We start from the raw sequence: 21,002 nt of genomic DNA, 5'->3' as shown, positions 1-21,002 counted from the left end.
GCTGCCTCCTCTGTTCCGGTTTTCTTCAGGCGACGCGCTGCGTCACGTCGCCGGTGATCATCCGCACCACCTCCTCGGGGCTGGTCCCGGCCGTCGCCACGTCGCCGGACACCCGGCCGTGGCGCAGCACCACGATCCGGTCCGCCACCTGGAAGGCATGCGTCATGTTGTGGGTGATCAGGATCACGGCGACGCCCTGGTCCCGCACCCGCGCGATCATCTCCAGCCCCCGCCGGGTCTGCTCGACGCCGAGCGCCGCGAAGGGCTCGTCCAGCATCACCATCTTGCCGCCCCAATGGACGAAGCGGCTCAGCTCGATCACCTGGCGCTGGCCGCCGGACAGGTGCTCGACATTGGTGCGGACCGAGGGGATGCGGGTGCCGGCGGCGCCGAGCGCGCGTTCGGTGATCGCCTGCATCTCGCGCTCGCGCAGCACCGGAATGCCCAGGACCTTGCGGGTCAGCTCGCGGCCCATGAAGAAATTGGCGACGACGTCGACATTCATGCACAGCGACAGGTCCTGGTAGACCGTCTCGATGCCGCGCGCCTTGGAATCGGCCGGGCTGGCGAAGCGGCATTCCTCGCCGTCGAAGACCACGCGGCCCGCGGTCGGCTGCAGCCCGCCGGAGATGATCTTGATCAGGGTCGACTTGCCGGCGCCATTGTCGCCCAGAAGGGCCAGCACCTCGCCGGCGCGGGCGGTGAAGCTGACATCGGCCAGCGCCGTGACCGCGCCGAAGCGCATCTGGATGTGCTCCAGCCGCAGCAGCTCCCGGTCTCCGGTTGCGATCTGGGCGGTATCGGTCATGCCCGTCCCTCCGTGGCGATGGCGGTGGCAAGCCGGGCCGGCGGCGGCGCCGGCCCGGCCTCGGCGAACAGCAGGCCGGAGCGCGGCGACAGCAGGCCGGAGATGGCCAGCACCGCGGCCCCGACCAGCGCGTTGTCGGCGCCGATCGCGGACAAGGCGAGGCGCGGATGGGTGCGGTCGCTGCGCCGGCTGACGGAGGGCAGCAGCGGGTCCAGCCGCCCGGCGAGCCGGTGCAGGATGGCCTCCGGCATCTCCCCGCCCAGCACGACGCAGGCCGGGTCCAGCAGGTTCTCGATGCTGCAGATGGCGCGGCGCAGCGGCGGCACCGCGGTCTCGATCCAGGCGGCGACGGCGGGATGGTCGGCCGCCGCGGGATCGGCCAGGTCCAGCGCCACCCCGGCTTCGGCCAAGGCGGTGCGCAGCGCGTGCACCGAGACATAGGTCTCGAGGCAGCCCTCGTTGCCGCAGCTGCAGGCGCGGCCGCCCGGCACCACCGGCATGTGGCCGAACTCGCCGGCATTGCCCCAGGCGCCCTGGTGCACCTGGCCGTCGACCACCAGCCCGCCGCCCAGGCCGAAGCCGAAATGGATGTAGAAGACATCGCGCAGGCTGCGGCCCAGGCCGAACATCGCCTCGCTCAGTGCCGCGGCCGGTGCGTCGCCGCCGACGAAGGCGGGCAGGCCGGTCACCTGCCGCAGCCGCTCCGCCACCTTCACGCCGGCCCAGCCGGACAGGGTGGTGGGGCCGACGAAGCTCATCGCCTCGACATCGAAGGGCCCGGGCATGGCGAGGCCGACGCCCAGCACCCGGCCCGGCGCCGCCGCGCGCAGCCGCGCCACCATGTCTGCCATGGCCGGCAGCGCGGTGTCGGGGGTCGCGGCGGGCAGGGATGTCTGGGCGTGGTCGCGCACGGCGCCGGTCAGGTCCAGCAGCAGGCCGCGCAGGCGGTCCCGCATCAGCTGCAGCCCGACGGCGAAGCCGCCGTCCGGGTCGATCGCCAGCTCGATCGCCGGCTGGCCCGGACCTTTCGGCGTCTCGCGCCGGGCGGTCAGCAGGCCCATCTCCTCGAATTCGCGGATGATGTTGGTGATGGTCTGCGGGCTCAGCGCCACCAGCCGGGCGATCTCGGCGCGCGAAATCGGCCCGTGCAGGCGCACCGCCTCCAACACGATGCGCCGGTTGTACGGCCGTCCGAGATCCTGGTTCGTGCCCTTCAGCCGCGTCGCCATGCAGCCTCCCGACCCGAAGCGTGATCCCGGCGCCGGAATTCGTCAAACGGATTTATGAATTCGGTCGGAAGCGGCCGGGGGCCGGATCCTCCACAGGGTGCATCAGCGGCCCTGGGGAGCATCCGATCGGCCGAACTGACGCGCGGCCGGGTGTCGGGCATTGTCTGGAGTCGCCGCTGTCGAACCCCACCTGAGCAGCGGAACTGGTCTCGGGCACGAGATCGGGAGCCGGCGGCGAGGCGCCCCAAACAGCTGTCTCGCCGCCGGTGCCCTGCGCTCAGCCCGCCGCGGCGGCCTTGGCCTCGCGGCGGCGGCGGTGCAGGATCGGCTCGGTGTAGCCGTTGGGCTGGTCGAGGCCCAGCAGCACCAAGTCCAGCGCCGCCTGGAAGGCGATGCTGCGGTCGAAATCCGGCGCCATCGGCCGGTACAGCGGGTCGCCGGCGTTCTGGCCGTCGACCACCGCCGCCATGCGCCGCATCGTCTCCCGCACCTGCTCCTCCGTGCACAGCCCGTGCTTCAGCCAGTTGGCGATGTGCTGGGACGAGATGCGCAGCGTGGCGCGGTCCTCCATCAGCCCGACATCGTTGATGTCCGGCACCTTGGAGCAGCCGATGCCCTGGTCGATCCAGCGCACGACATAGCCCAGGATGCCCTGGGCGTTGTTGTCCAGCTCGCGCTGCACCTGCTCCGCCGCCAGGTTGCGGCCGCCGAGCAGCGGCGGGGTCAGGATCGCGTCCAGCTTCGCCTTCGGCCGGGACTTCAGCTCCTCCTGCCGCGCCGCGACGTCGACCGCGTGGTAGTGCGTCGCGTGCAGAACGGCCGCGGTCGGCGACGGCACCCAGGCGGTGCTGGCCCCGGCGCGGGGATGGCCGATCTTGGCGGCGAGCATCTCGGCCATGGCGTCGGGCTTGGCCCACATGCCCTTGCCGATCTGCGCCCGGCCCTTCAGCCCGGCCGCCAGCCCCTGGTCGACATTGTTGTCTTCATAGGCGGCCAGCCAGACGGCGTCCTTGATGTCGCCTTTCGGCAGCACCGGCCCGGCCAGCATGCTGGTGTGGATCTCGTCGCCCGTCCGGTCCAGGAAGCCGGTGTTGATGAACACCAGCCGGTGCCGCACCGCGCGCATGCACTCCTTCAGGTTGACGGTGGTCCGCCGCTCCTCGTCCATCACGCCGACCTTCAGCGTGTGGCGCGGCAGGCCCAGCGCGTCCTCGACCCGGGCGAACAGCGCGTCGGTCAGCGCCGCCTCGTCCGGCCCGTGCATCTTCGGCTTGACGATGTAGACGCTGCCGGTCCGGCTGTTGCGCGGCCCTTCGGTCTTCTTCAGGTCGTGGACGGCGCAGAGCGAGGTGACCATGGCGTCGAGGAAGCCTTCCGGCACCTCGTTGCCGTCCTGGTCCAGCACCGCGTCTGTGGTCATCAGATGGCCGACATTGCGGACCAGCATGAGACTCCGGCCGGGCAGGGTCAGGGTACCGCCGCCAACGGCGGTGTAGGTGCGGTCCTCCGCCAGCCGGCGGGTCATCGTCCTGCCGGCCTTGACGAAGGTCTCGGCCAGGTCGCCCTTCATCAGCCCCAGCCAGTTGCGGTAGACCGCGACCTTGTCCTCGGCGTCGACCGCCGCGACCGAATCCTCGCAGTCCTGGATGGTGGTGATCGCCGCCTCCAGCACCACGTCCTTGACACCCGACGGGTTGTCGGCGCCGATCGGGTGCGACCGGTCGATCTGCAGCTCGACATGCAGGTTGTGGTTTCGGAACAGCAGGCGGCGCGTCCCGTCCTCGCCGGCATGGCCGACGAACTGCTCCGGATGCGCGAGGGTGGTGGTCGACCCGTCGGCGAGCGCGATCTCCAGCGCCGCGCCGGCCAGGCGGTATTCCGCGACCTGGCCGTGGCGGCCGGCGGCGAGCGGGATGGCGGTGTCCAGCAGCCGCGCCGCCTCGGCGATCACCGCCTGGCCGCGCTTGCGGTTGAAGCCGGCGCCGGGCGCAAGGTCGCCGGTCTGCGGGATCGCGTCGGTGCCGTACAGCGCGTCGTACAGGCTGCCCCAGCGGGCATTGGCGGCGTTCAGGGCGAAGCGTCCGTTCATCACCGGCACCACCAGCTGCGGCCCGGCGATGGTGGCGATCTCCGGATCGACATTGGCGGTGTCGACGGCGAAATCCGGCCCCCCCTCGCGCAGATAGCCGATCGCGGTCAGGAGGGCGCGGTATTCGGCCGGGTCGAAGCCCCGGCCCCGCCGCTCCTTGTGCCAGGCGTCGATCTCCCGCTGCAGCCGGTCGCGCTCAGTCAGCAATGCCCGGTTGACCGGGCCGAGCTCCGCCACGATCGCGGCGAAGTGGCGCCAGAACGCGTCCGGGTCGACGCCGGTGCCGGGGGCGATCTCCCGCTCGACCAGATCCGCCAGGGAGGAGGCCACCTTCAAGGTGTGCCGGGTAACAGTGGTCATGCTCTGCGCCGTGGTTGAAGGGCCATGCTCATCCGGCTAGTCGAACGGCCGCGGCCGGTCCAGGGCGCCGCGAGATGTTTCCCGCGATGCGGAAACCGGCGATGCTATGAACAGTCTACAGCCTTGGGCGGGACGGCGTCCCGCACGGCCTCAGGTCGGATGGAGTCATGAGAGAGAGGCGATCGGCGCCGGCCAAGGCGGAAGGCGCCGCCAGATCCGGCAGCGTGCAGTCGGTGGAGCGGGCGCTGTCGCTGCTCGAGGCGCTGGGCGAGGACGAGGAGGGCACGCGGCTGACCGACCTCGCGCTGCGCACCGGCCTGTCGCCCTCGACCGCGCACCGCCTGCTGACGACGCTGGAGCAGCGGCGCTTCGTGCAGTTCGACCCGTCGGACGGGATGTGGCACATGGGCCGGCAGGCCTTCGCCGTCGGCTCGGCCTTCGTGCGGCAGCGCAACTTCGTCGCCCCGGCCCTGCCGTTCCTGCGCCGGCTGCGCGACCAGACGCGCGAGACCGCCAATCTCGGCGTCGCCGACGACGGCGAGGTGGTGTGCCTGACCCAGGTCGAGAGCCGCGAGATCATGCGCGCCATCACCCGGGTCGGCGGCCGGGCGCCGATGGCGTCCTCCGGCATGGGCAAGGCGATCCTGTCGACCTATTCCGAGGCCGATGTCGCGGCCGCGGTTGCCCGGCACGGGCTGCCGCGCCTCACGCCCCGGTCGCTGACCGACGCCGCCGGCCTGGCGGCGGAACTCGCCCGGGTGCGCGCACGGGGCTATGCGGTCGACGACGAGGAGTTCGTCACCGGGCTGCGCTGCGTCGCCGCCGTGGTGCACGACGCGCAGGGCGAGGCGCTGTGCGCGATCTCGGTCTCCGGCCTCGCCACCCGGCTGACCGCGGAGCGGGCGGCGGTGCTGGGCCCGCTGCTGCGCGATACCGCGCGGGAGCTGACGCGCACCCTGGGCGGGCGCGCGCCAGATCCGGAAGACTAGACGGCCTTCAGGTTCTCGGCCGATGACTTGTTGCGGCGCGGGTCCATCTGCTCCTCATAGGAGATCCGCTGGCCCTCGTTCAGGCCGCGCAGCCCGGCGCGCTCGACGGCGGAGATGTGGACGAACACGTCCGGCCCGCCGCCTTCCGGCTGAATGAACCCGAAGCCCTTGGTGCTGTTGAACCATTTCACGGTGCCGATCGGCATCGCTCGCCTCCCAGGATGGATGGCGCCGCGCCACAGCGCGCGACGCGTCAGTCGGTCCCCACGAAGGCAACGATCCAGGACCGCGGTTGCGGTCGGCCGGCCATCCGAACCGGAGTGACCACCCATGATGGAGCGGGTTTCGTCGCGATGGCAAGAAGATGATGAAATGATCTCGACATCCGGCCCCGGTGCTTGGCTTTGCTGTCCCCGCTTCGACGCCCCGATCCTGAAGGCCGGATCATGCGGGAAGCTTCAATATCGACGCGATAGGAATTTGTCTGAAGCGGATGAGTTCTGCTCGGGCGCGGGGCGGCCGCAATGAGAATTTATGCATTGCCGATCAAGTCTGTCCGATGTCGGCCGTCCGTCAGGGCGAGCCGTCGGATCCTCCCAGCAGCCCGCCGATCGAGGCCTTGAACCCGCCGAGGAAGCGCTCGACGATGGCGACGGACGGGCCGGCGATCTCGACATTGATCCGGCGTTTGTCGATGGGGTCGACGCTCTTGCGCAGGTAGCTCTTCTTGGCCAGCTCGTCGATCCGGCGGACGGTGGTGGAATAGGGCGCGTCGATCAGGCCGCACAGCTCGCTGACCGACACGCCGCGCCGTCCGGCCAGCCGGCTGCGCTGCAGGAACATCAGGATCTGGACGTATTCGACGCTGACGAACTCGTCGCCCAGCGCGCCGGCGAGCGACTTGATGATCGCCAGCGAGGCGTCGATCAGGGCGACCGGGCTGTCGGTCATGGCAGGGCCTCCTCCGCCGGCATGGCCCGGACCGGCCGGGCCGTCGTGATGCAGGCTCAGCATCTCCGCATGCTGGGCCACGATGTCCTGGCTGAGGTCGGCCATGCGGTCGAGGGTGGAATCGATCCGCCCGATCTTCCGCCGGAAGCCGGCCAGGAAGGCGAGGTTGCGCCGGATCAGCATGCGGATGGCCGCGTCGCCGAGGCCTTCGTCGTAGACGACGTGGCCGATCAGGTCGAAGGCCAGGTCGCTGGCGGTCATCAGGTCCCGGTCGCCGACGACGACCAGCTTGCGCGCGCCGCGCAAGGGGCCGAGGATGCGGCGGGCGAAGGCGACGTCCACGGGCCGGGGCAGCGAGCCGAGATGGACCAGGACCAGATCCGGCTCCAGCGAGCGGATCTGCGGCATGTGATCGCCGGCGATCGGCAGCTCGAACAGATCCGCGAGGGGGCGGATCTCGCCGCGCACCAGGTCGAGGTCCCGGGGCCGGGTGCCGTAGAGGATCGCGAGCTTGAGCCGGCCTTTCGCCGTCATGCCGGCGGTGCTGTCTTGTTGCTCGCCCATGGAGTCCCCCAAGCCTTTCCTCAGAAGGTCGCGGTGACGACGACGAGGTCGGTGTAGGTGCCCGCCGCCGGCGCCACCGCCAGCGGGGTGGTGAGCTGGCCGCAGACCTGGTGGTTGTTGATCGCGCTGACGATGGTGCCGGTGCCGGCCAGCGGCGACGCCGTGGTCCAGGCGGTGTTGCAGCCCGGCTGGAACAGCGCATAGGCCAGATAGTCGGTGCCCTTCCGCATGCGCCGGGTGCCGCCGCTGACGTTCTGGCCGTCGCCGATGGTGATGCTGTAGGGCGTCTGGTAGGTGCAGCGGATGCCGACATTGCCGAACTGCCGCACGCCGGTCGAGCTGGCCCGCGCCGCCGAGACCGAGCCCCAGGAGCCGAAGTCGATATCCTGGAAGTTCTCGAACTGGCAGTTCTTGGGCACGATCGAGGTGACGGTGAAGCTGGTGGTGATGGTGCCGGTCGGGTTGCTGAGGCCGGCCTCGCAGCTCGCATTGCCGGAGTTGAACAGGTACCTGGTGACGAGCTGATAGGTGTCGGTGTAGGTGCCCGGCCGGACACGGTCCTGCTGCTGCCGGTCGAGATAGGTCAGGGTCAGCGTGTTCGTGCCGTTGATGTTCGTGGTGGTGCCGCCGCCCACGACATACAGCTTGATGCCGCCGGTCGACGCGCTGCCGCCGCCGTCCCGGGCATAGCGGCGGTTGAACTGCTCCCTCATCTCCCAGGCCAGGCGGGAATCGGTGTCGCGGGTCTGGTAGAAGGCGTAGTCGCTCGGGCCGACCTGGCTGCCGGTGGCGCGGATATAGGCGCAGAGCCGGACGTCGGTGAACGGCGTGCGGGCCGAGCAGTTGTAGCTGACCTCGCCGGTCGTGGACGCCGCTGCGTTCGGCACGATGTCCACCGTGGTCGTCCCGAAGTTGCTGATGCCGGTGACCCTGCAGGTCTGTGCCTGGGCGCCGGCCGCCAGCAGCACCGTCGCGACGGTGGAAAGCGTGAAGAGGAGCAGGCGGGGCAGCGCGGTCATGGCGGCGGGCTTCCTGGACATCGTCAATAGGCGACGGTGAGGCGGACCGGGGCACGGTCGCCGGCGGGGGCGCCCGCCGCGGGAGCGGCGCGGGCATAGAGCGGGACGGTGACCGGGGCGCCGGTGCCGCTGCCGGGAACGGTGTCGATGCCCGGCCGGTCGCCCCAGACGCTCCGGCGGCCGGGATCGCTGTACAGCCGGGTGGGGACGGCGGGCGCGCCGCCGGCGTCGAGGGCGAGGAGATAGGGCAGGCCCCGGGTGCAGTCGATGGCGACGCTGCCGGCGCCGTCGACGGCCCCGCCGCCGGGCGCGAGACCCGGGAAGGTCAGGCGCGCGTCGCGGTCGACGCTGCAGGCGGGCTCGATCGGGATCGCGATGCGCAGCGCCGAGGCGCCGGCGACGCGCGGGCCGGCGGTGCCGGGCGCGTTGTCGCCGGGCAGCGCGCCGAGGCCGGCGGTCGGCGCCGGCCCCTGTTGCGGCGCCTCCTGGGCCCGGGCCGGCAGCCAGCCGGCCGCGAGGACCAGGGCGATGGCGGTGCCGGCCAGGGCGATGAGATATGAGGAGCGCATGGGATCCTCCATTCTCAGCGGCAGGGGACGGGCCCGATCTCGGGCTGGGCGCCCGCGACGGCCTGGTAGTCGAAGCCGGCGCGGCAGGTGCCGGCGGCCTCGGGCAGGGTGACGGTGACGCCGTTCCGGCCGGACAGACCGCTGAGGTAGGTGCGGCCGTCATAGCCGGCGACGGTGGCCTGGTCGGTGCCGTCGAGCTGGACCACCGACCCGACCGGCAGCCGCTTGCCGTCGGGGCCGGTCAGGGTGACGATGGCGGCGTCCACCTTCTTCACCCCGAAATCGACCACCGCGCCGGACCGGTCGGCCGGAACCACCACGGTCTGGGTCGCGTCCGGCTGCAGGTCGAGCGCCAGGTTGGCCGGATCGATCGAGATCGTGTTGTTCTGGTACGACTGCAGATAGGGCACGAAGGCGCGGCCGCTGGAGTCGGTGGTGGCGACCCGGCGGTTGTTCAGCGAGACCTCGACGTCGGGGCCGCCGGCCTTGACCACGGCGAAGGCGTCGTCGACCCGGTTGGCCAGGAACACGCCGCCGCCGGCGGCGACGATCGAGCCCTCGACCGTGCCGGTGATCCGGCCCATGTCGCCCGACTGCTCGAGCGAGCCGGCGAGATAGGCGACGGCGGTGCGGTAGTTGACCGAGGCCGAGCGGTTGCCGGTGCCGTCCACCGTCTCCTGGTCGCGGACGGCCCAGCCGAGCGAGCCTTCCTCGAGCCGCGCGGACTTGGTCAGGCTGGTGTCGAAGCTGGTGCGGTTGCCGGTGCGCGAGACATTGGCCGAGGCGGTCATGTCGCCGCCCAGCGGGATGGTGACGCCGGCGAAGACGCCGTAGTTGCTGCGGTCGTCGAAATCGCCGTAGCCGGTGACGTAGACCGAGACGTCGTCGAAGATGGTGCGCGACCAGGACGCGGTGAGGATCGACGAGTCGCCGTTCTCGCCGGCGCCGCGGATGCGGGAGAAGCCGAGGCTGAGCGAGGACGGGTCGAAGCCGAGCGGGAAGGACAGGCCGGTGCGCAGGATCTCCCGGGCGCGCGAGGAGACCGGGGCGTCGTTGCCGTGGCGGCGGTCGACCACCAGGCCGACATCGTTGTAGTCGCCGATCATGCGGTCTGCGCCGGCATAGAAGGACCAGCCGAGGCGGGAGACCTGGTAGAAGGCCGAGACCTTGCCGCCGGTCTCGTCGCCGTCCTTGGCGCCGTATTGGCTGGCGGCGGCCGAGGCGTTGACGGCGCCATAGGGGCCGAGGCTGGTGACGACGCCGGCGCCGCCATTGATCAGGCCGCGGGTGGCCTCGAAATGGCCCTCGAGCGTCACGCGGTCGGTGAGGCCGTAGCGGATGCTGGCCGAGCCGGCGAGGCTGCGGTCGTATTTGAACGAGCTGTCGCCGTAGCCGAGGCGGACGAAGCCGAGCTCGACCGAGAAGTCGAAGAAGTCCTCGCGCAGCATGTCCGGCGCGAAGAAGTAGGAGCGCTGGGTCACGACCTCGCGGCCGAGGGCGTCCTTCATGACGATGCGGGCGTCGCCGCCGCCGCCGAGGAAGGGCAGGCCGGTGAAGTCGAAGGGCCCGGCCGGAACCTCGCCGGAGAACACCCGGATGTTGTTCAGATAGAGGTCGAGGGTCGAGGGCACCGAGGCGGTGCCGGCCAGGTTCGGCACCGGGGTGGTGACCAGATCCGGGCGGATGTCGAAGTTGCGTTTGAACTGCAGGCCGCCGAAGCGGTAGGACGAGGTCCAGGACAGCGATCCCGAGATGCTGTCGCCGGCCTGGTAGACCAGCAGGTTCTCCGGATCGGTGGTGCGCCAGGCGCTGTCCAGGCGGATGAAGCCGTTGCTCTCGTCGTCGAAACGGTCGAAGTCGTTGACCCGGGCCAGCGCCGTGGTCGAGCCGATGCCGTAGGGCGTGAGGATTCGCGCGTCGAAGCTGCCGCTGAGCGTGCTGGTGCTGCCGTCGTTGCCCCAGTCGTACTGGGACGTGCCGTACAGCGTGTAGTTCATCAGGAAGCCGAGATCCGAGCGCACGGCGGACAGGTCGACCGGCCGAGACCCGGAGCCGACATCGACGCTGGTCGGCACCCGGGCATCGTCGGGGGCGGTGAAAACCACCACCTGCTTCGGTTCGTCATAGCGCCAGGTCACGCCGGCGAGGCTGTCGAGCGGGACCAGCCCTTCGGCGCCGACGGTGCCGATCTTCGGCTTGATGCCGGCGGTCTGCAGGTCGCCCGGCGTGGCTGCCAGCCGGCCGTCCGGCAGGCGCTTGAAGGTGGCCAGCGTGCCGGTCGAACGGTCGTTGACGATGACGCCCAGCAGCAGGTCCTGGCTCGGATCCGCTGCGTCGGGGGGCGGCACGTCGGGTGGTGGCACGTCCTGCGAGGACGGCGCGTCCTGGGCGATCGCCGGCGCCGCAGCGCCGGCGGCGCCGAGGGCGATCAGCAGGCACCAGGTGGCGACGCGCGACTCAGCGGACCGTCGCCGTCTGGTTGACCGCATAATCGTCCCCCTTGGCGGTGATGGTGACGCTGCTGCCCGGCTGGATGCGCTGGGCCCCGGCGCCGGCGACCCAGCGCTTGGTGCTGCCCGGCAGGACATAGCCGTTCAGCCCCTGGCCGAAGGCGACCTGGCCGGCGGGCGAGGCGACCGTCAGGTTGGCGATCTTGGCGTGGCGGCTGCCGGTGTTGGTGGCCTCGACCACCAGGCTGCCGCCGTCGCGGCGGACGTCCCAGCGCAGCTCGGCGCCGGCGGTCCGGTCGGCGAAGAACACCGGGATCGAGTAGCGGATGACGAGGTTGATGGCGTCGGCCGGCCGGCGGACATTGACCTCGGGCAGCTCGTCGACCAGCAGGCGATAGGTCGCCTCGCCGCTGGTCACCGGCGCCGCGGTGCGGGCGACGCGGATGGTGTAGGTCGTGCCCGGCTGCAGCGACGCGGCCGGCGGGCTGGCGACCACGTCGGTGGCCGGGGCCAGCTGGTCCTCGCCGCCGCTTTGCGTCCATTTGTAGACGCGGATCTGGACGTTGACCGGCCGGTCGCCGTTGTTTCGGAGATTGACGGAAGACGCCTGGGCAGGCGCGGTCCGGTCGACGGAGACGGGCGACACCTGGAGGGATGCCGCCCGCCCGTCGACTGCGAAGACCAGCCCAGGGACCACCGCCAGAAGCGCGAGAAGCCTGCGCATCGGCGTGTCCTCGGGTTGGCGGTCAGTAGGTGACGGTGATGGTGACGGTGTCGGTGTAGACGCCGGCCGAGGGGGTGGTCTGCGGCGGGACGCGGCCGAAGACCTGGGTGCTCTGCACCGTGCCGTCGGCGGTTTTGGAGACGGTGTTGCCGCCGGCGCCGGTGGTGTTGCCCCAGACGGTGGTCCGGGCCGAGTCCTGGTACAGCTGGTAGGACACGAACTCGGTGCCGTTCTTCATCCGGCGGGTGTTGACGTCGCCGGGCGAGGACGGGTTCAGGCCGGCGTTGAGGCCGATCTGATAGGCCGTGCCGTTGGTGCACTGCACCTGGATCGACCCGGTGCCGCTGGTCGCGGTCTGGCCGTCCACATTGCCGTTCAGCACGCCATGGCTGCCGAAGTCGAGCACGGCGTCGCCGGCGCCGGTGCCGCCGCTGCCGGCATTGACCTGGCATTCCTTGGTGATGGTGATCTTGACCTGGAGGTTGCCCTGCGCGGTCGCGGCGTCCGCCGCTGTGTACAGCCCGGTCGCGACCAGGGCGGCCGCGGCCAGGATCGGGGTAACTGCCTTCATCATCCTCTCCAAACCATGTTATGAGGCCGGGCTTCTGCAATTGCCCGGTTCAGCCCGCACCCCCTTTCCCCTGGCCGAAATTGGCCTGCAGGCGAGTCGTGCGCTCTGATGGCGTGCTCCGAAGGCGGATCCGTCCCCCGGAACCGTGTTCGAGCTGATTTGTATCAAATTTTAGATAATTTATCTGAACTCCCGCAACAGCAATCTGTCCCGATTTTGAGAAGATCTTCCGGGGGTATCGTCGGGAGGCTGAAATCCGCTGGAACCGGGGGCCTATGGTCCTTCGCCGCAGACGCCGGAACCGGCGTTCCGCCGGCGCCATTGTCCAGGCATGCCCAAGGAAACCCTCCAGTCCGTGGCGGCCGAGGCGAGAGGCTGCGAGCGCTGCCCGCTGTACAAGGCGGCGACGCAGACCGTGTTCGGCGAAGGCCCCGAAGATGCGCTGGTGGTCTTCGTCGGCGAGCAGCCGGGCGACCAGGAGGACCTGCAGGGCCGGCCTTTCGTCGGCCCGGCCGGGCGGATCTTCGACAAGGCCCTCGCCGAGGCCGGCATCCCCCGCGACCGCGCCTACATCACCAACGCGGTCAAGCACTTCAAGTTCGCGCCGCGCGGCAAGCGCCGCCTGCACAAATCCCCGAACGCCTTCGAGATCGACCGCTGCAAATGGTGGCTCGACCGCGAGCTGGCGCTGATCCGGCCGCGGCTGACCGTCGCCCTCGGGGCCACGGCGGCGCGGTCACTGGCGGGGCGGCCGCTCGCGATCGGGCAGAACCGCGGCCGGATCCTGGCCTTCCCGGGCGGGCTGCAGGGGCTGGTCACCGTCCATCCGTCCTCCCTGCTGCGCGTGCCCGACCCCGAGGCCCGGCGCCGCGCCTATGCCGAGTTCGTCAAGGATCTCGCCGTGGTGGCCGGGGCGGTTGCCGGGGCCGCCGCAGCGTGATCCGGAACCGGACCGGCGGGCCCGCCATTCCCCGGATAGGCAACAGGGGAATCGCCATGGGCCACACCTATGCCATCACCGAGCTCGCCGGCTCCTCCGAACGCAGCCTCGAGGACGCGATCCAGGGCGCCATCGCCACCGCCTCGAAGACCCTGCGCAACCTCGAATGGTTCGAGGTGAAGGAGATCCGCGGCCATATCGAGGGCGATCGCGTCGGCCACTACCAGGTCGTGCTGCGCCTCGGCTTCCGCTACGAGCACGCCCATGCCCAGGCGGTGGCGGAGCGGGAGGGGCGGGCGGCGGACCAGGCCGATCTCCCCGTCGCCGAGGCCGGGCCGGTGGCCTGACGGCCGGCGCTCAGCCGTCGAGCGAATCGAGGAGGGCCGTCGCCACCCGGCCCGCGCCCAGCCCGTCGCACAAGGCCGCCGAGGCCTGTGACAGACGGTGCTGCTGATCGGCATCGGCCAGAAAGGCCGCGATCGCCGCCCGCAGCGCGGCGTCGTCCAGCACCGCCGCATCGCCGGCCAGCGCGACGATGCCGGACGCGGCCAGGGCCAGCGCCGTCGGCCGCTGGTTGTCGGCCAGGGTGACGGCGAGCGTCGGCAGGCCGAGGCAGCAGCGCTCCCACGAGCTGCTGCCCATCGCGCCGATCGCCGCGTCGGCCTGCAGCATGACCTGCGCCATGTCGTCCAGCCCGACATGGCAGCGGATGCGCGGATCGGCGGCGGCGATCGTCCGCGCGCGCGGGATGCTCGGCGCCGCCGGCCCCAGTACCACCTCGGCCCGGGCGAAGTCCGGGATCGCCGCCAGGGCGGCGCAGACCCGGCCGGTGATGCCGCCGACATCGGTCAGGCCGAGCGAAACCAGGATGGTCCGTGGCCGCCCCGCCTCCCGGCGCCGCTCCAGCGCCGCCGGCCGCAGCGCCGCGAAATCCGGCCGCAGCAGGGCGTGGTCCAGGCCGATCAGCCGCCGGCAGCCGGGCGGCAGAAGCCCGTCATAGCCGGCCGGGTCGGCGCCGAAATTCTGGTTGAGCAGCAGGTCGCAGTGATGCTGTGCCGCGATCAGGTCGTCGATCACCAGCAGGCGCCGCGCGGCAGCGGCGAAAATCCGCTCCTCCGGCGCCGTCCAGCGATAGAGGTCGCAGACCGCCGCATCGGCCCCGTCCGGCCAGGCGGCGCGGACCGCCGCCACCGCCGCCTCCGGGGTGGGCCCGACCACCCGGCGGGCGACGCCGGCCAGGGCCGGCACCACCGCCTCGGCCTCCCCGTTCACCAGGAACAGGCAGTCCGCCCCGCGATCGGCCAGCGCCCGGGCCAGGGACAGGCATCGCATGGCGTGGCCACCGCCGATCGCGCCCGACGCGTCCAGCCGGAAGGCGACGCGCGGCGCCTCAGACGGTCCAGCCATCGAGGGCGCCGGGCCGCTTGATCTCGATCTCGACGAAGGCGATCGGGTGCGGCGAGCCGTTCATCACGTCGTGGCGGATGCCGGCAGGACGCATATAGGACTGGCCCTCGGCCAGCGGCACCGCGGTCTCGTCCTCGCCGTTGTGGATCCGCAGCGTTCCGGCGCGCAGCATGACGACGAAATAGGGGTGGCCGTGCTGGTGCCAGCCGGTCGCGGCGCCGGGCTCGAAGTCCCAGCGCGTGATCCGGACGGTGTCGTCATCCTGCTGCACGGTCGGCACCGCCCGCGGCGCATCTTGGAAGGCCATGGTGTTCAGCTCCCGCTCGATCGGCGCCCACAGTGCGGGCTGGCGCGGCCGGGAGCAAGCGGTGCCGGTCGTTGTCAGCCCCGGGCGGAGCGGCTAGACAGACGAAAACGAGGAGGAGGGGCGGACGATGCGGGGATGGATGGGGGCGATCGCCCTCGCGGCGGCGGTCACGGCGGGAACGGCCGGCCCTGCCGCCGCCCAGACGGTGTCGGTGCTGACGCCCTATCTCTCCGCCGTCGCCACCGGCGAGATGGTCGAGACCTTCAAGGCCGATGCCGAGAAGCGCGGCTGGACCGTCTCGGTGGTCGACACCGCCGGCGATTTCGGCGCCCTGGCCAGCCGGGTCGAGGACGTGGTCAACGCCCGCACCGGAGCCGTCGTTCTGGTCTCGATCAACCCGGCGCAGATCCAGGACCAGGTCGGCAAGGCCGCGGCCGCCGGCATCCCGGTCTTCGCCATCGACGGGGCGACGGGGCCGGGGGTGACGCTGAACGTCACCTCGGACAACCACGCCCTCGGCAGGACCATGACCGACCACCTGTTCGGCCGGCTGGGCGGCCAGGGCACGATCGTCCGCTTCTTCCATTCGGCCCATCCCGGCGTGCATCAGCGCGAGATCGCGCTGGACGAGGCGCTGCAGGCGGCGCCGGGCATCCGCCAGGTGGCCGATCACTACGTCCAGGTGCCGGGCCAGATCGACGACAGCCGCAACGCCATGGACGCGATGCTGGCCGCCCATCCGGCGCCGGGCGCGATCGACGCCGTCTGGGCGGCCTGGGACGAGCCCGGCATCGGCGCGCTCCTGGCGCTGCAGGCGGCCGGTCGGACCGACGTCGTCATCGCCGGGATCGACGGCAACCCGCAGGCGGTGGAGCTGATCGGGCAATGCACGCCCTTCATCGCCACGGTGCGCCAGAACTTCGCGGAGATGGCGACGATCACCGCCGGCCAGATGGCCAAGGTCTTCGCCGGCGGCAAGCCGGACGCGGCCGAGCTTTACGCCCCCGGCACGCTGGTCACGCGCGAGAGCCTGGGCGTGACCTGCCCGTGAGACCGTCGCAGGCCAGCGCCGTCAGGCAGATCCATCCCTTCTATCCTCCCCCTCCCCTTGCGGGAGGGGGCAAGGGGGAGGGGTTTGGCGCCGTCGGTACAATATCGAGCGTCGCCGCCGGCCCCGCAGACATCTGGGTCACTCCACGTCAGCTCCTGTCCTCGGCACCCCCTCCCCCTACCCCCTCCCGCGAGGGGAGGGGGAGTGTGGAAAACATGCGTCGGTTCGGGTCGCCGAATTCCGAACAGGCCTCACCCGCGAGCGACCGGATGGTCCGGAGCGCACGCCGTGATGGCTGAGGCGCGGCTGGTCGAGCGCTTCGGCACGCCGGCGGCGCTGGCAGCGATCGTGCTGGGCTTCGCCCTGGCGCGGCCGGACGCCTTCGCCACCGCCGCCAACCTGCTCAACGTCACCCAGCAGATGGCGATCCTGGCGATCGTCGCCGCCGCCGCGACCCTCGTCATGGTGATCGGCGAGTTCGACCTGTCGGTCGGCTTCGTCGCCTCGCTGGCCGGCGTGCTGGCGGTCAAGCTGCTGGCCGCCGGCCTCGGGCCGGGCCCGGCGATCCTGCTGACGCTGCTGGCCTGCGGCCTGGTCGGCGGGCTCAACGGGCTGGTGGTGCACGGGCTCAGGGCGCCGTCCTTCATCGCCACGCTGGCACTCGGCACCATCGCCTCGGGGCTCGCCTACTGGCTGTCCGGCGGCGCCAGCCTGTTCCAGGGCATCCCGCCCGGCTTCACCGCGCTGGCCCGAACCGCGGCCGGACCGGTGCCGGTGCTGACCCTGTGGATGCTGGCGGTGCTGCTCGCAGCCGGCGGCACCCTGGCCCTGACCGTGTTCGGCCGGCGGCTGATCGCGATCGGCAGCAACCGCGAGGCGGCGCGCCTGTCCGGCGTGCCGATCGGCCGGCCGGTGGTCGCCGTCTTCGCCATCGCCGCCGCCCTGTCCGGCCTGGCCGGGGTGCTGCTGGCGGCGCGGCTCGGCAGCGTCCAGCACACCATGGGCGAAAGCCTGCTGCTGCCGGCCTATGCCGCCGTCTTCCTCGGCATGACCGCCTTCCGCGGCGGCCGGCCGAACCTACTCGGCACCGCGGTCGGCGTCGCCATCATCGCCGTGCTGGCGAACGGGCTCACCATCCTCAACGTCGATCCCTTCTTCCAGAAGATGGTCACCGGCGCGATCATCATCGGCGCGGTGATGTTGCGCCGCTTCGGCATGGCGGCGGCACGATGAGCATCCTTCTGGTCTTCGACCTCGGCACCACGGCGCTGAAGCTGGTGGCCTTCGGCGAGGACGGCCGGCCGGCCCGGCAGGTCGAAGCCCGCCATCCGACCCGGGCGAGTCCCGGCGGCGGGCAGGAGCAGGACCCGGAGGATTGGTGGACCGCCGCCGCCACCGCCTGCGCCGCCCTGCCGGCGGCGCTGCGCGAGTCGGTGCGGGCGATCGCGCTGGTCGGCACCATGGAGAACCTGGTGCCGCTCGACGCCGAGGGGCGCCCGGTCCGGCCGGCGCTGCTGTACAGCGACGGCCGCAGCGGCGCCGTGTTCCCGGCGATTCGCGACCGGCTGCTGGCGGCAGGCGCCCCGGCGGTGCTGGGCAACGCGCCCGGGCCGCTGAACACGGTCGCCAAGTTCCGCTGGCTGCAGCAGGCGGAGCCCGAGGCGGCGCGGCGGGTCGCGACCATCCTGCCGGGCGCCAAGGACCATCTGGCGCTGCGCCTGACCGGGCGGATCGCCACCGACCCGGCGGCCGGCACCACCGTCGGGCTGATGGATATCGCCCGGCGCGAGTGGTCGGCGCCGCTGGTGGAGGCCGTCGGCCTCGACCCCGCCCTGCTGCCGCCGATCCTGCCGGCGGATGCGGTGATCGGGGAGTTGCTGCCCCTTGCCGCGCGGGCGCTCGGCCTGCCGCCGGGCTGCCCGGTGGTGAACGGCTGCGGCGACGCCGCGGCCTCGACGATCGGCGCGGCGGCCGACGGCCAGCTCCATGTCTATCTCGGCACCAGCGGCTGGGTCGCGCGCAGCCGGCCGCTCGACCCCGCGGCGCTGCCGCGCCCCTTCACCACCCTGGCGCATCCGCGCGCCGGCTGGGCGATCGAGATCGCGCCGCTGCTGACCGCCGGCGACGCTGCCGGCTGGTTCGGCCGGATCGCCGGCGCCGAGCTCGCGGTGCTGGATGCCGAGGCGGAGGCCGCCGACGCGGCGCTGCCGGAGACGCTGTTCCTGCCCTATCTGAAGGGCGAGCGGTCGCCCTTCGTCGATCTGGCGTTGCGCGGCGCCCTGCTCGATCTCGACATCGCCCAGGGCCGCGGCGCCTTGCACTATGCGGTGCTGGAAGGGGTGGCGCTGGCGCTGCGCAACAATCTCGACGCGATGGCGGCGATGCCCGGGCCGATCCGGCTGACCGGCGGCGGCGGCGCCAGCCGGATCTGGCCGCAGCTGATCGCCGACGCGACCGGGCGCCTTGTCGAATGCGCCGACCTGCCGACGGCGACCACGGCGATGGGCGGCTACCGCATCGCCGCGGCGGCGCTGGGCTGGCCGGTGCCGCCGGATGCGGTCGGCGCCGTGCACGCGCCGCGGCCGGACCGCGCGGCCCGGGCCGTGCGGCGCCTCGACCGGTTCCGCCGGGCCACCGAGGAGGCCCGGCGCCGCGCCGCCGAAGGGGCGGAATGAAAAAAGGGCCGCCCCGAAGGGCGGCCCCGAACACGCGATTCGCTTCGCTTACAGGACGAAGTCGCTTGCGGTGAAGCTGACCGAGCCGTCGGCCAGGATCTGCAGGTCGATCACCTTGTCGCCGTTGACGTCGCCCTGGATGACGGTCCCGTCGGCGGTCGTCTCGAAGCGCAGCTGCCCGGCCGCGCCGCTGAAGGCGGACGTGCCGATGAAGGTGAAGGCCTGGTCGCCGGCGACGCCGGTGTTGGCGTCGATCCCCGCCAGGTCGATCTTGTCGGCCTGGTCCTGGCCGAAGTCGGCGATCACGTCCACGCCGGTGACGGTGTTGCTGTCGCTGGTCGCGGTGAAGACGAACTTGTCCGCCCCCGCGTCACCGTACAGCGTGTCCTGGCCGCCGCCACCGCGCAGCACGTCGTCGCCGGCATAACCGCGCAGGATATTGTGCCCGGCGGTGCCGGTGAGAGTGTCGTTGAACTGCGATCCGGCGACCGCCTCGACGTCGATCAGCAGGTCGCCCTGGGCATGGCCGCCGAAGCCCTGGCCGGTGGTCAGGTTCACGGTCACGCCGGCGTTGCTCTCGTAGTAGTAGGCGGTGTCGAACCCGTTGCCGCCGTTCAGCGTGTCGGCCCCGCCGCCGCCGCGCAGGTCGTCGGTGCCGTCGCCGGCATTGATCACGTCGTTGCCGCTGCCGCCGCGCAGGTCGTTGTAACCGCTGTTGCCGGTCAGGGTGTCGGCGAAGGACGAGCCGACGACCTTCTCGATGCCGGTCAGCGTGTCGCCCTGGGCATCGCCGCCCGTGCCGGTGCCGGTGGCCAGGTTGACGGACACCGCGGCCGACGAACTCTCATAGGTCGCCGTGTCGATACCCGCTCCGCCGTTCAGCACATCCGCCCCGGTCCCGCCGGCGAGGATGTCGTTGGCCGCGCCGCCGCTGAGGACGTCGTTGCCGGCCAGGCCGGTCAGGACATTCTCGCGGAAATCGCCGGTGAGGGTGTCGTTGAAGGACGATCCGACGACGTTCTCGACATTGGTGATCGAGTCGCCGGAGGCTTCGCCGCCGGTGTTGACGTTGGTCGCGAGGTTGACGGATACCGCGGCCGTGGAGTTCGAGTAGTAGGCGGTGTCGACGCCGGTGCCGCCGTCCAGGCTGTCCGCGCCGACACCACCGATGAGGGTGTCGTTGCCGCCGCCTCCCACCAGGATATCGGTGCCGCGGTAGCCGTTCAGGATGTTGGCGCCGTCGCTGCCGGTCAGCCTGTCGTCGAACAGGCTGCCGGTCAGGTTCTCGATCGCCGTCAGCACGTCGCCGGAGGCATGGCCGCCGGTGTTGATGCCGGTCGCCAGGTTGACGGTGACCGCCGCGTTCGAGGTCGAGTAGTTCGCCGTGTCGGAGCCGGTGCCGCCGTCGATCGCGTCCTTCCCGGCGCCGCCGGTGATGGTGTCGTCGCCGGCCCCGCCGCTCAGCGCGTTGTCGGCGGTGCTGCCGACCAGGATGTCGTTGAAGCGCGACCCGACCACGTTCTCGATGTTGAGCAGCGTGTCGTTCTCGGCATCGCCGCCGGCGCCCGTCCCGGCCGCCAGGTCGACGGTCACCCTGGCACCCGACTCGCTGTAGTTCGCGGTGTCGACGCCCGTGCCGCCCTCCAGCCGGTCGGCCCCGGCGCCGCCGATGAGGAGGTCGTTGCCGGCACCGCCGTCGAGGGTGTCGTCCCCTGCGAGCCCGGCAAGGGTGTTGCCCGTGTCGTTGCCGGTGATGGTGTCGGCGAAGGCCGAACCGACGACGTTCTCGAAGCCGATGCTGACCAGGTCGCCGGTGGCGTCGCCGCCGTTGTTCAGGCTGATCAGGCCGAGCAGGCCGGGCACCAGGCTGACCCGCACCGCCGCCGGCGAGGTCTCGTAGCTCAGCGTGTCGATGCCGTCGCCGCCGCTGATGACGTCGGCGCCGCCCTTGCCCTCGATGACGTCGTTACCGGCACCGCCGCTCAGCACATCGATGATGTTGCCACCGGTCAGCACCTCGTCGTCGGTGTCCTCCAGATTGATGCCCAGCAGCCCAAGGAGCTCAAGTGACAATGCCATATTCGTTCTCCGCTATCGCGTGTTCCAGTATCGGCTGCCGGCGCACGGCGCCGCTATCGGCCTACGATCACAAAATCGTCGTTTACAAACAACTTAAAGGATCATGACGATGCCGGAGACTCTTCTTAGTATGAAGAATTTATTTAAGATTTTTCATTATGAAATTTCGACTATTGATTTTAATATTTCTAAAATAAGCAATATTATTTCATATTTCGCC

General features: G+C 71.3%; 19 protein-coding genes. 6 read left to right on the top strand and 13 right to left on the bottom strand.

All coding sequences use genetic code 11. The annotated features are described in order from the left end of the window. Positions 1-25 precede the first annotated feature (25 nt). From LG391_RS34165 to LG391_RS34155, 3 genes are all read right to left on the bottom strand, one after another. Positions 26-808 (bottom strand): ATP-binding cassette domain-containing protein, encoded by a 783-nt coding sequence (locus tag LG391_RS34165; RefSeq protein WP_225773571.1) that lies wholly within the window; start codon positions 806-808, stop codon positions 26-28. Beyond that, on the bottom strand, positions 805-2,037 hold the full coding sequence (locus tag LG391_RS34160) for an ROK family transcriptional regulator (protein WP_225773569.1): 1,233 nt from the start codon (positions 2,035-2,037) through the stop codon (positions 805-807). The genes LG391_RS34165 and LG391_RS34160 overlap by 4 nt, the downstream gene beginning before the upstream one ends. 277 nt (positions 2,038-2,314) lie before the next feature. Continuing rightward, positions 2,315-4,486, bottom strand: coding sequence for a malate synthase G (locus LG391_RS34155; RefSeq protein ID WP_225773567.1), 2,172 nt, complete (start codon positions 4,484-4,486; stop codon positions 2,315-2,317). 167 nt (positions 4,487-4,653) lie between these two features. On the opposite strand from LG391_RS34155, the gene LG391_RS34150 reads away from it, so the two are divergent. After that, positions 4,654-5,475: an IclR family transcriptional regulator gene (locus LG391_RS34150; protein WP_225773566.1), complete on the top strand. Its 822-nt coding sequence runs from the start codon at positions 4,654-4,656 to the stop codon at positions 5,473-5,475. Here the strand turns inward: LG391_RS34150 and LG391_RS34145 are convergent. The 7 genes from LG391_RS34145 to LG391_RS34115 all read right to left on the bottom strand — a co-directional run bounded on the left by LG391_RS34145 (position 5,472) and on the right by LG391_RS34115 (position 12,323). Then, positions 5,472-5,681 (bottom strand): cold-shock protein, encoded by a 210-nt coding sequence (locus tag LG391_RS34145; protein ID WP_225773564.1) that lies wholly within the window; start codon positions 5,679-5,681, stop codon positions 5,472-5,474. The two genes, LG391_RS34150 and LG391_RS34145, sit on opposite strands and share 4 nt — an antisense overlap. A gap of 367 nt (positions 5,682-6,048) precedes the next feature. After that, positions 6,049-6,990, bottom strand: coding sequence for a helix-turn-helix domain-containing protein (locus tag LG391_RS34140; protein WP_225773562.1), 942 nt, complete (start codon positions 6,988-6,990; stop codon positions 6,049-6,051). 20 nt (positions 6,991-7,010) lie between these two features. Beyond that, positions 7,011-8,009, bottom strand: coding sequence for a spore coat U domain-containing protein (locus LG391_RS34135; protein WP_225773559.1), 999 nt, complete (start codon positions 8,007-8,009; stop codon positions 7,011-7,013). Between the two features lie 23 nt (positions 8,010-8,032). Then, a complete protein-coding gene (locus LG391_RS34130) occupies positions 8,033-8,578 on the bottom strand; it encodes a spore coat protein U domain-containing protein (RefSeq protein WP_225773557.1) in 546 nt (181 codons plus the stop codon). A gap of 14 nt (positions 8,579-8,592) precedes the next feature. Continuing rightward, entirely contained in the window at positions 8,593-11,067 is a 2,475-nt protein-coding gene (locus LG391_RS34125; RefSeq protein WP_225773555.1) for a fimbria/pilus outer membrane usher protein, read from the bottom strand. Then, positions 11,036-11,752 (bottom strand): molecular chaperone, encoded by a 717-nt coding sequence (locus LG391_RS34120; protein ID WP_225773552.1) that lies wholly within the window; start codon positions 11,750-11,752, stop codon positions 11,036-11,038. The genes LG391_RS34125 and LG391_RS34120 overlap by 32 nt, the downstream gene beginning before the upstream one ends. Before the next feature lie 22 nt (positions 11,753-11,774). Continuing rightward, on the bottom strand, positions 11,775-12,323 hold the full coding sequence (locus LG391_RS34115) for a spore coat U domain-containing protein (protein WP_225773550.1): 549 nt from the start codon (positions 12,321-12,323) through the stop codon (positions 11,775-11,777). Between the two features lie 331 nt (positions 12,324-12,654). Between LG391_RS34115 and LG391_RS34110 the strand changes: the two genes are divergently transcribed. Both LG391_RS34110 and LG391_RS34105 read left to right on the top strand, forming a co-directional pair. Continuing rightward, on the top strand, positions 12,655-13,263 hold the full coding sequence (locus LG391_RS34110) for a UdgX family uracil-DNA binding protein (RefSeq protein ID WP_225773548.1): 609 nt from the start codon (positions 12,655-12,657) through the stop codon (positions 13,261-13,263). A 56-nt stretch (positions 13,264-13,319) separates the two neighbouring features. Beyond that, on the top strand, positions 13,320-13,610 hold the full coding sequence (locus LG391_RS34105; protein WP_225773547.1) for a dodecin: 291 nt from the start codon (positions 13,320-13,322) through the stop codon (positions 13,608-13,610). A 10-nt stretch (positions 13,611-13,620) separates the two neighbouring features. Here LG391_RS34105 and pseG read toward each other — a convergent pair whose 3' ends face one another. Next, positions 13,621-14,670 (bottom strand): UDP-2,4-diacetamido-2,4,6-trideoxy-beta-L-altropyranose hydrolase, encoded by a 1,050-nt coding sequence (pseG, locus tag LG391_RS34100; RefSeq protein WP_225773544.1) that lies wholly within the window; start codon positions 14,668-14,670, stop codon positions 13,621-13,623. Beyond that, positions 14,654-14,977 carry a cupin domain-containing protein gene (locus LG391_RS34095; protein ID WP_225773542.1) on the bottom strand — a complete coding sequence of 108 codons (324 nt, stop codon included), beginning with the start codon at positions 14,975-14,977 and terminating at the stop codon, positions 14,654-14,656. Before LG391_RS34095 ends, pseG begins: the two co-directional genes overlap by 17 nt. Before the next feature lie 127 nt (positions 14,978-15,104). Between LG391_RS34095 and LG391_RS34090 the strand changes: the two genes are divergently transcribed. The 3 genes from LG391_RS34090 to LG391_RS34080 all read left to right on the top strand — a co-directional run bounded on the left by LG391_RS34090 (position 15,105) and on the right by LG391_RS34080 (position 18,703). Further along, positions 15,105-16,028, top strand: a complete 924-nt coding sequence (locus LG391_RS34090; protein ID WP_225773540.1) for a substrate-binding domain-containing protein — start codon at positions 15,105-15,107, stop codon at positions 16,026-16,028. Between the two features lie 291 nt (positions 16,029-16,319). After that, positions 16,320-17,261 carry an ABC transporter permease gene (locus tag LG391_RS34085; protein WP_225773538.1) on the top strand — a complete coding sequence of 314 codons (942 nt, stop codon included), beginning with the start codon at positions 16,320-16,322 and terminating at the stop codon, positions 17,259-17,261. Next, on the top strand, positions 17,258-18,703 hold the full coding sequence (locus LG391_RS34080) for an FGGY-family carbohydrate kinase (RefSeq protein ID WP_225773537.1): 1,446 nt from the start codon (positions 17,258-17,260) through the stop codon (positions 18,701-18,703). Before LG391_RS34085 ends, LG391_RS34080 begins: the two co-directional genes overlap by 4 nt. A 48-nt stretch (positions 18,704-18,751) precedes the next feature. Here the strand turns inward: LG391_RS34080 and LG391_RS34920 are convergent, their stop codons facing one another. Beyond that, positions 18,752-20,782 (bottom strand): calcium-binding protein, encoded by a 2,031-nt coding sequence (locus LG391_RS34920; RefSeq protein WP_304608584.1) that lies wholly within the window; start codon positions 20,780-20,782, stop codon positions 18,752-18,754. Positions 20,783-21,002 lie beyond the last annotated feature (220 nt).

The organism is Inquilinus sp. Marseille-Q2685, from assembly GCF_916619195.1.
Taxonomy (GTDB): Bacteria; Pseudomonadota; Alphaproteobacteria; order DSM-16000; family Inquilinaceae; genus Inquilinus.
Note: the sequence above shows the minus strand (reverse complement) of the source record. Positions and strands in the feature narration are given on the sequence as shown.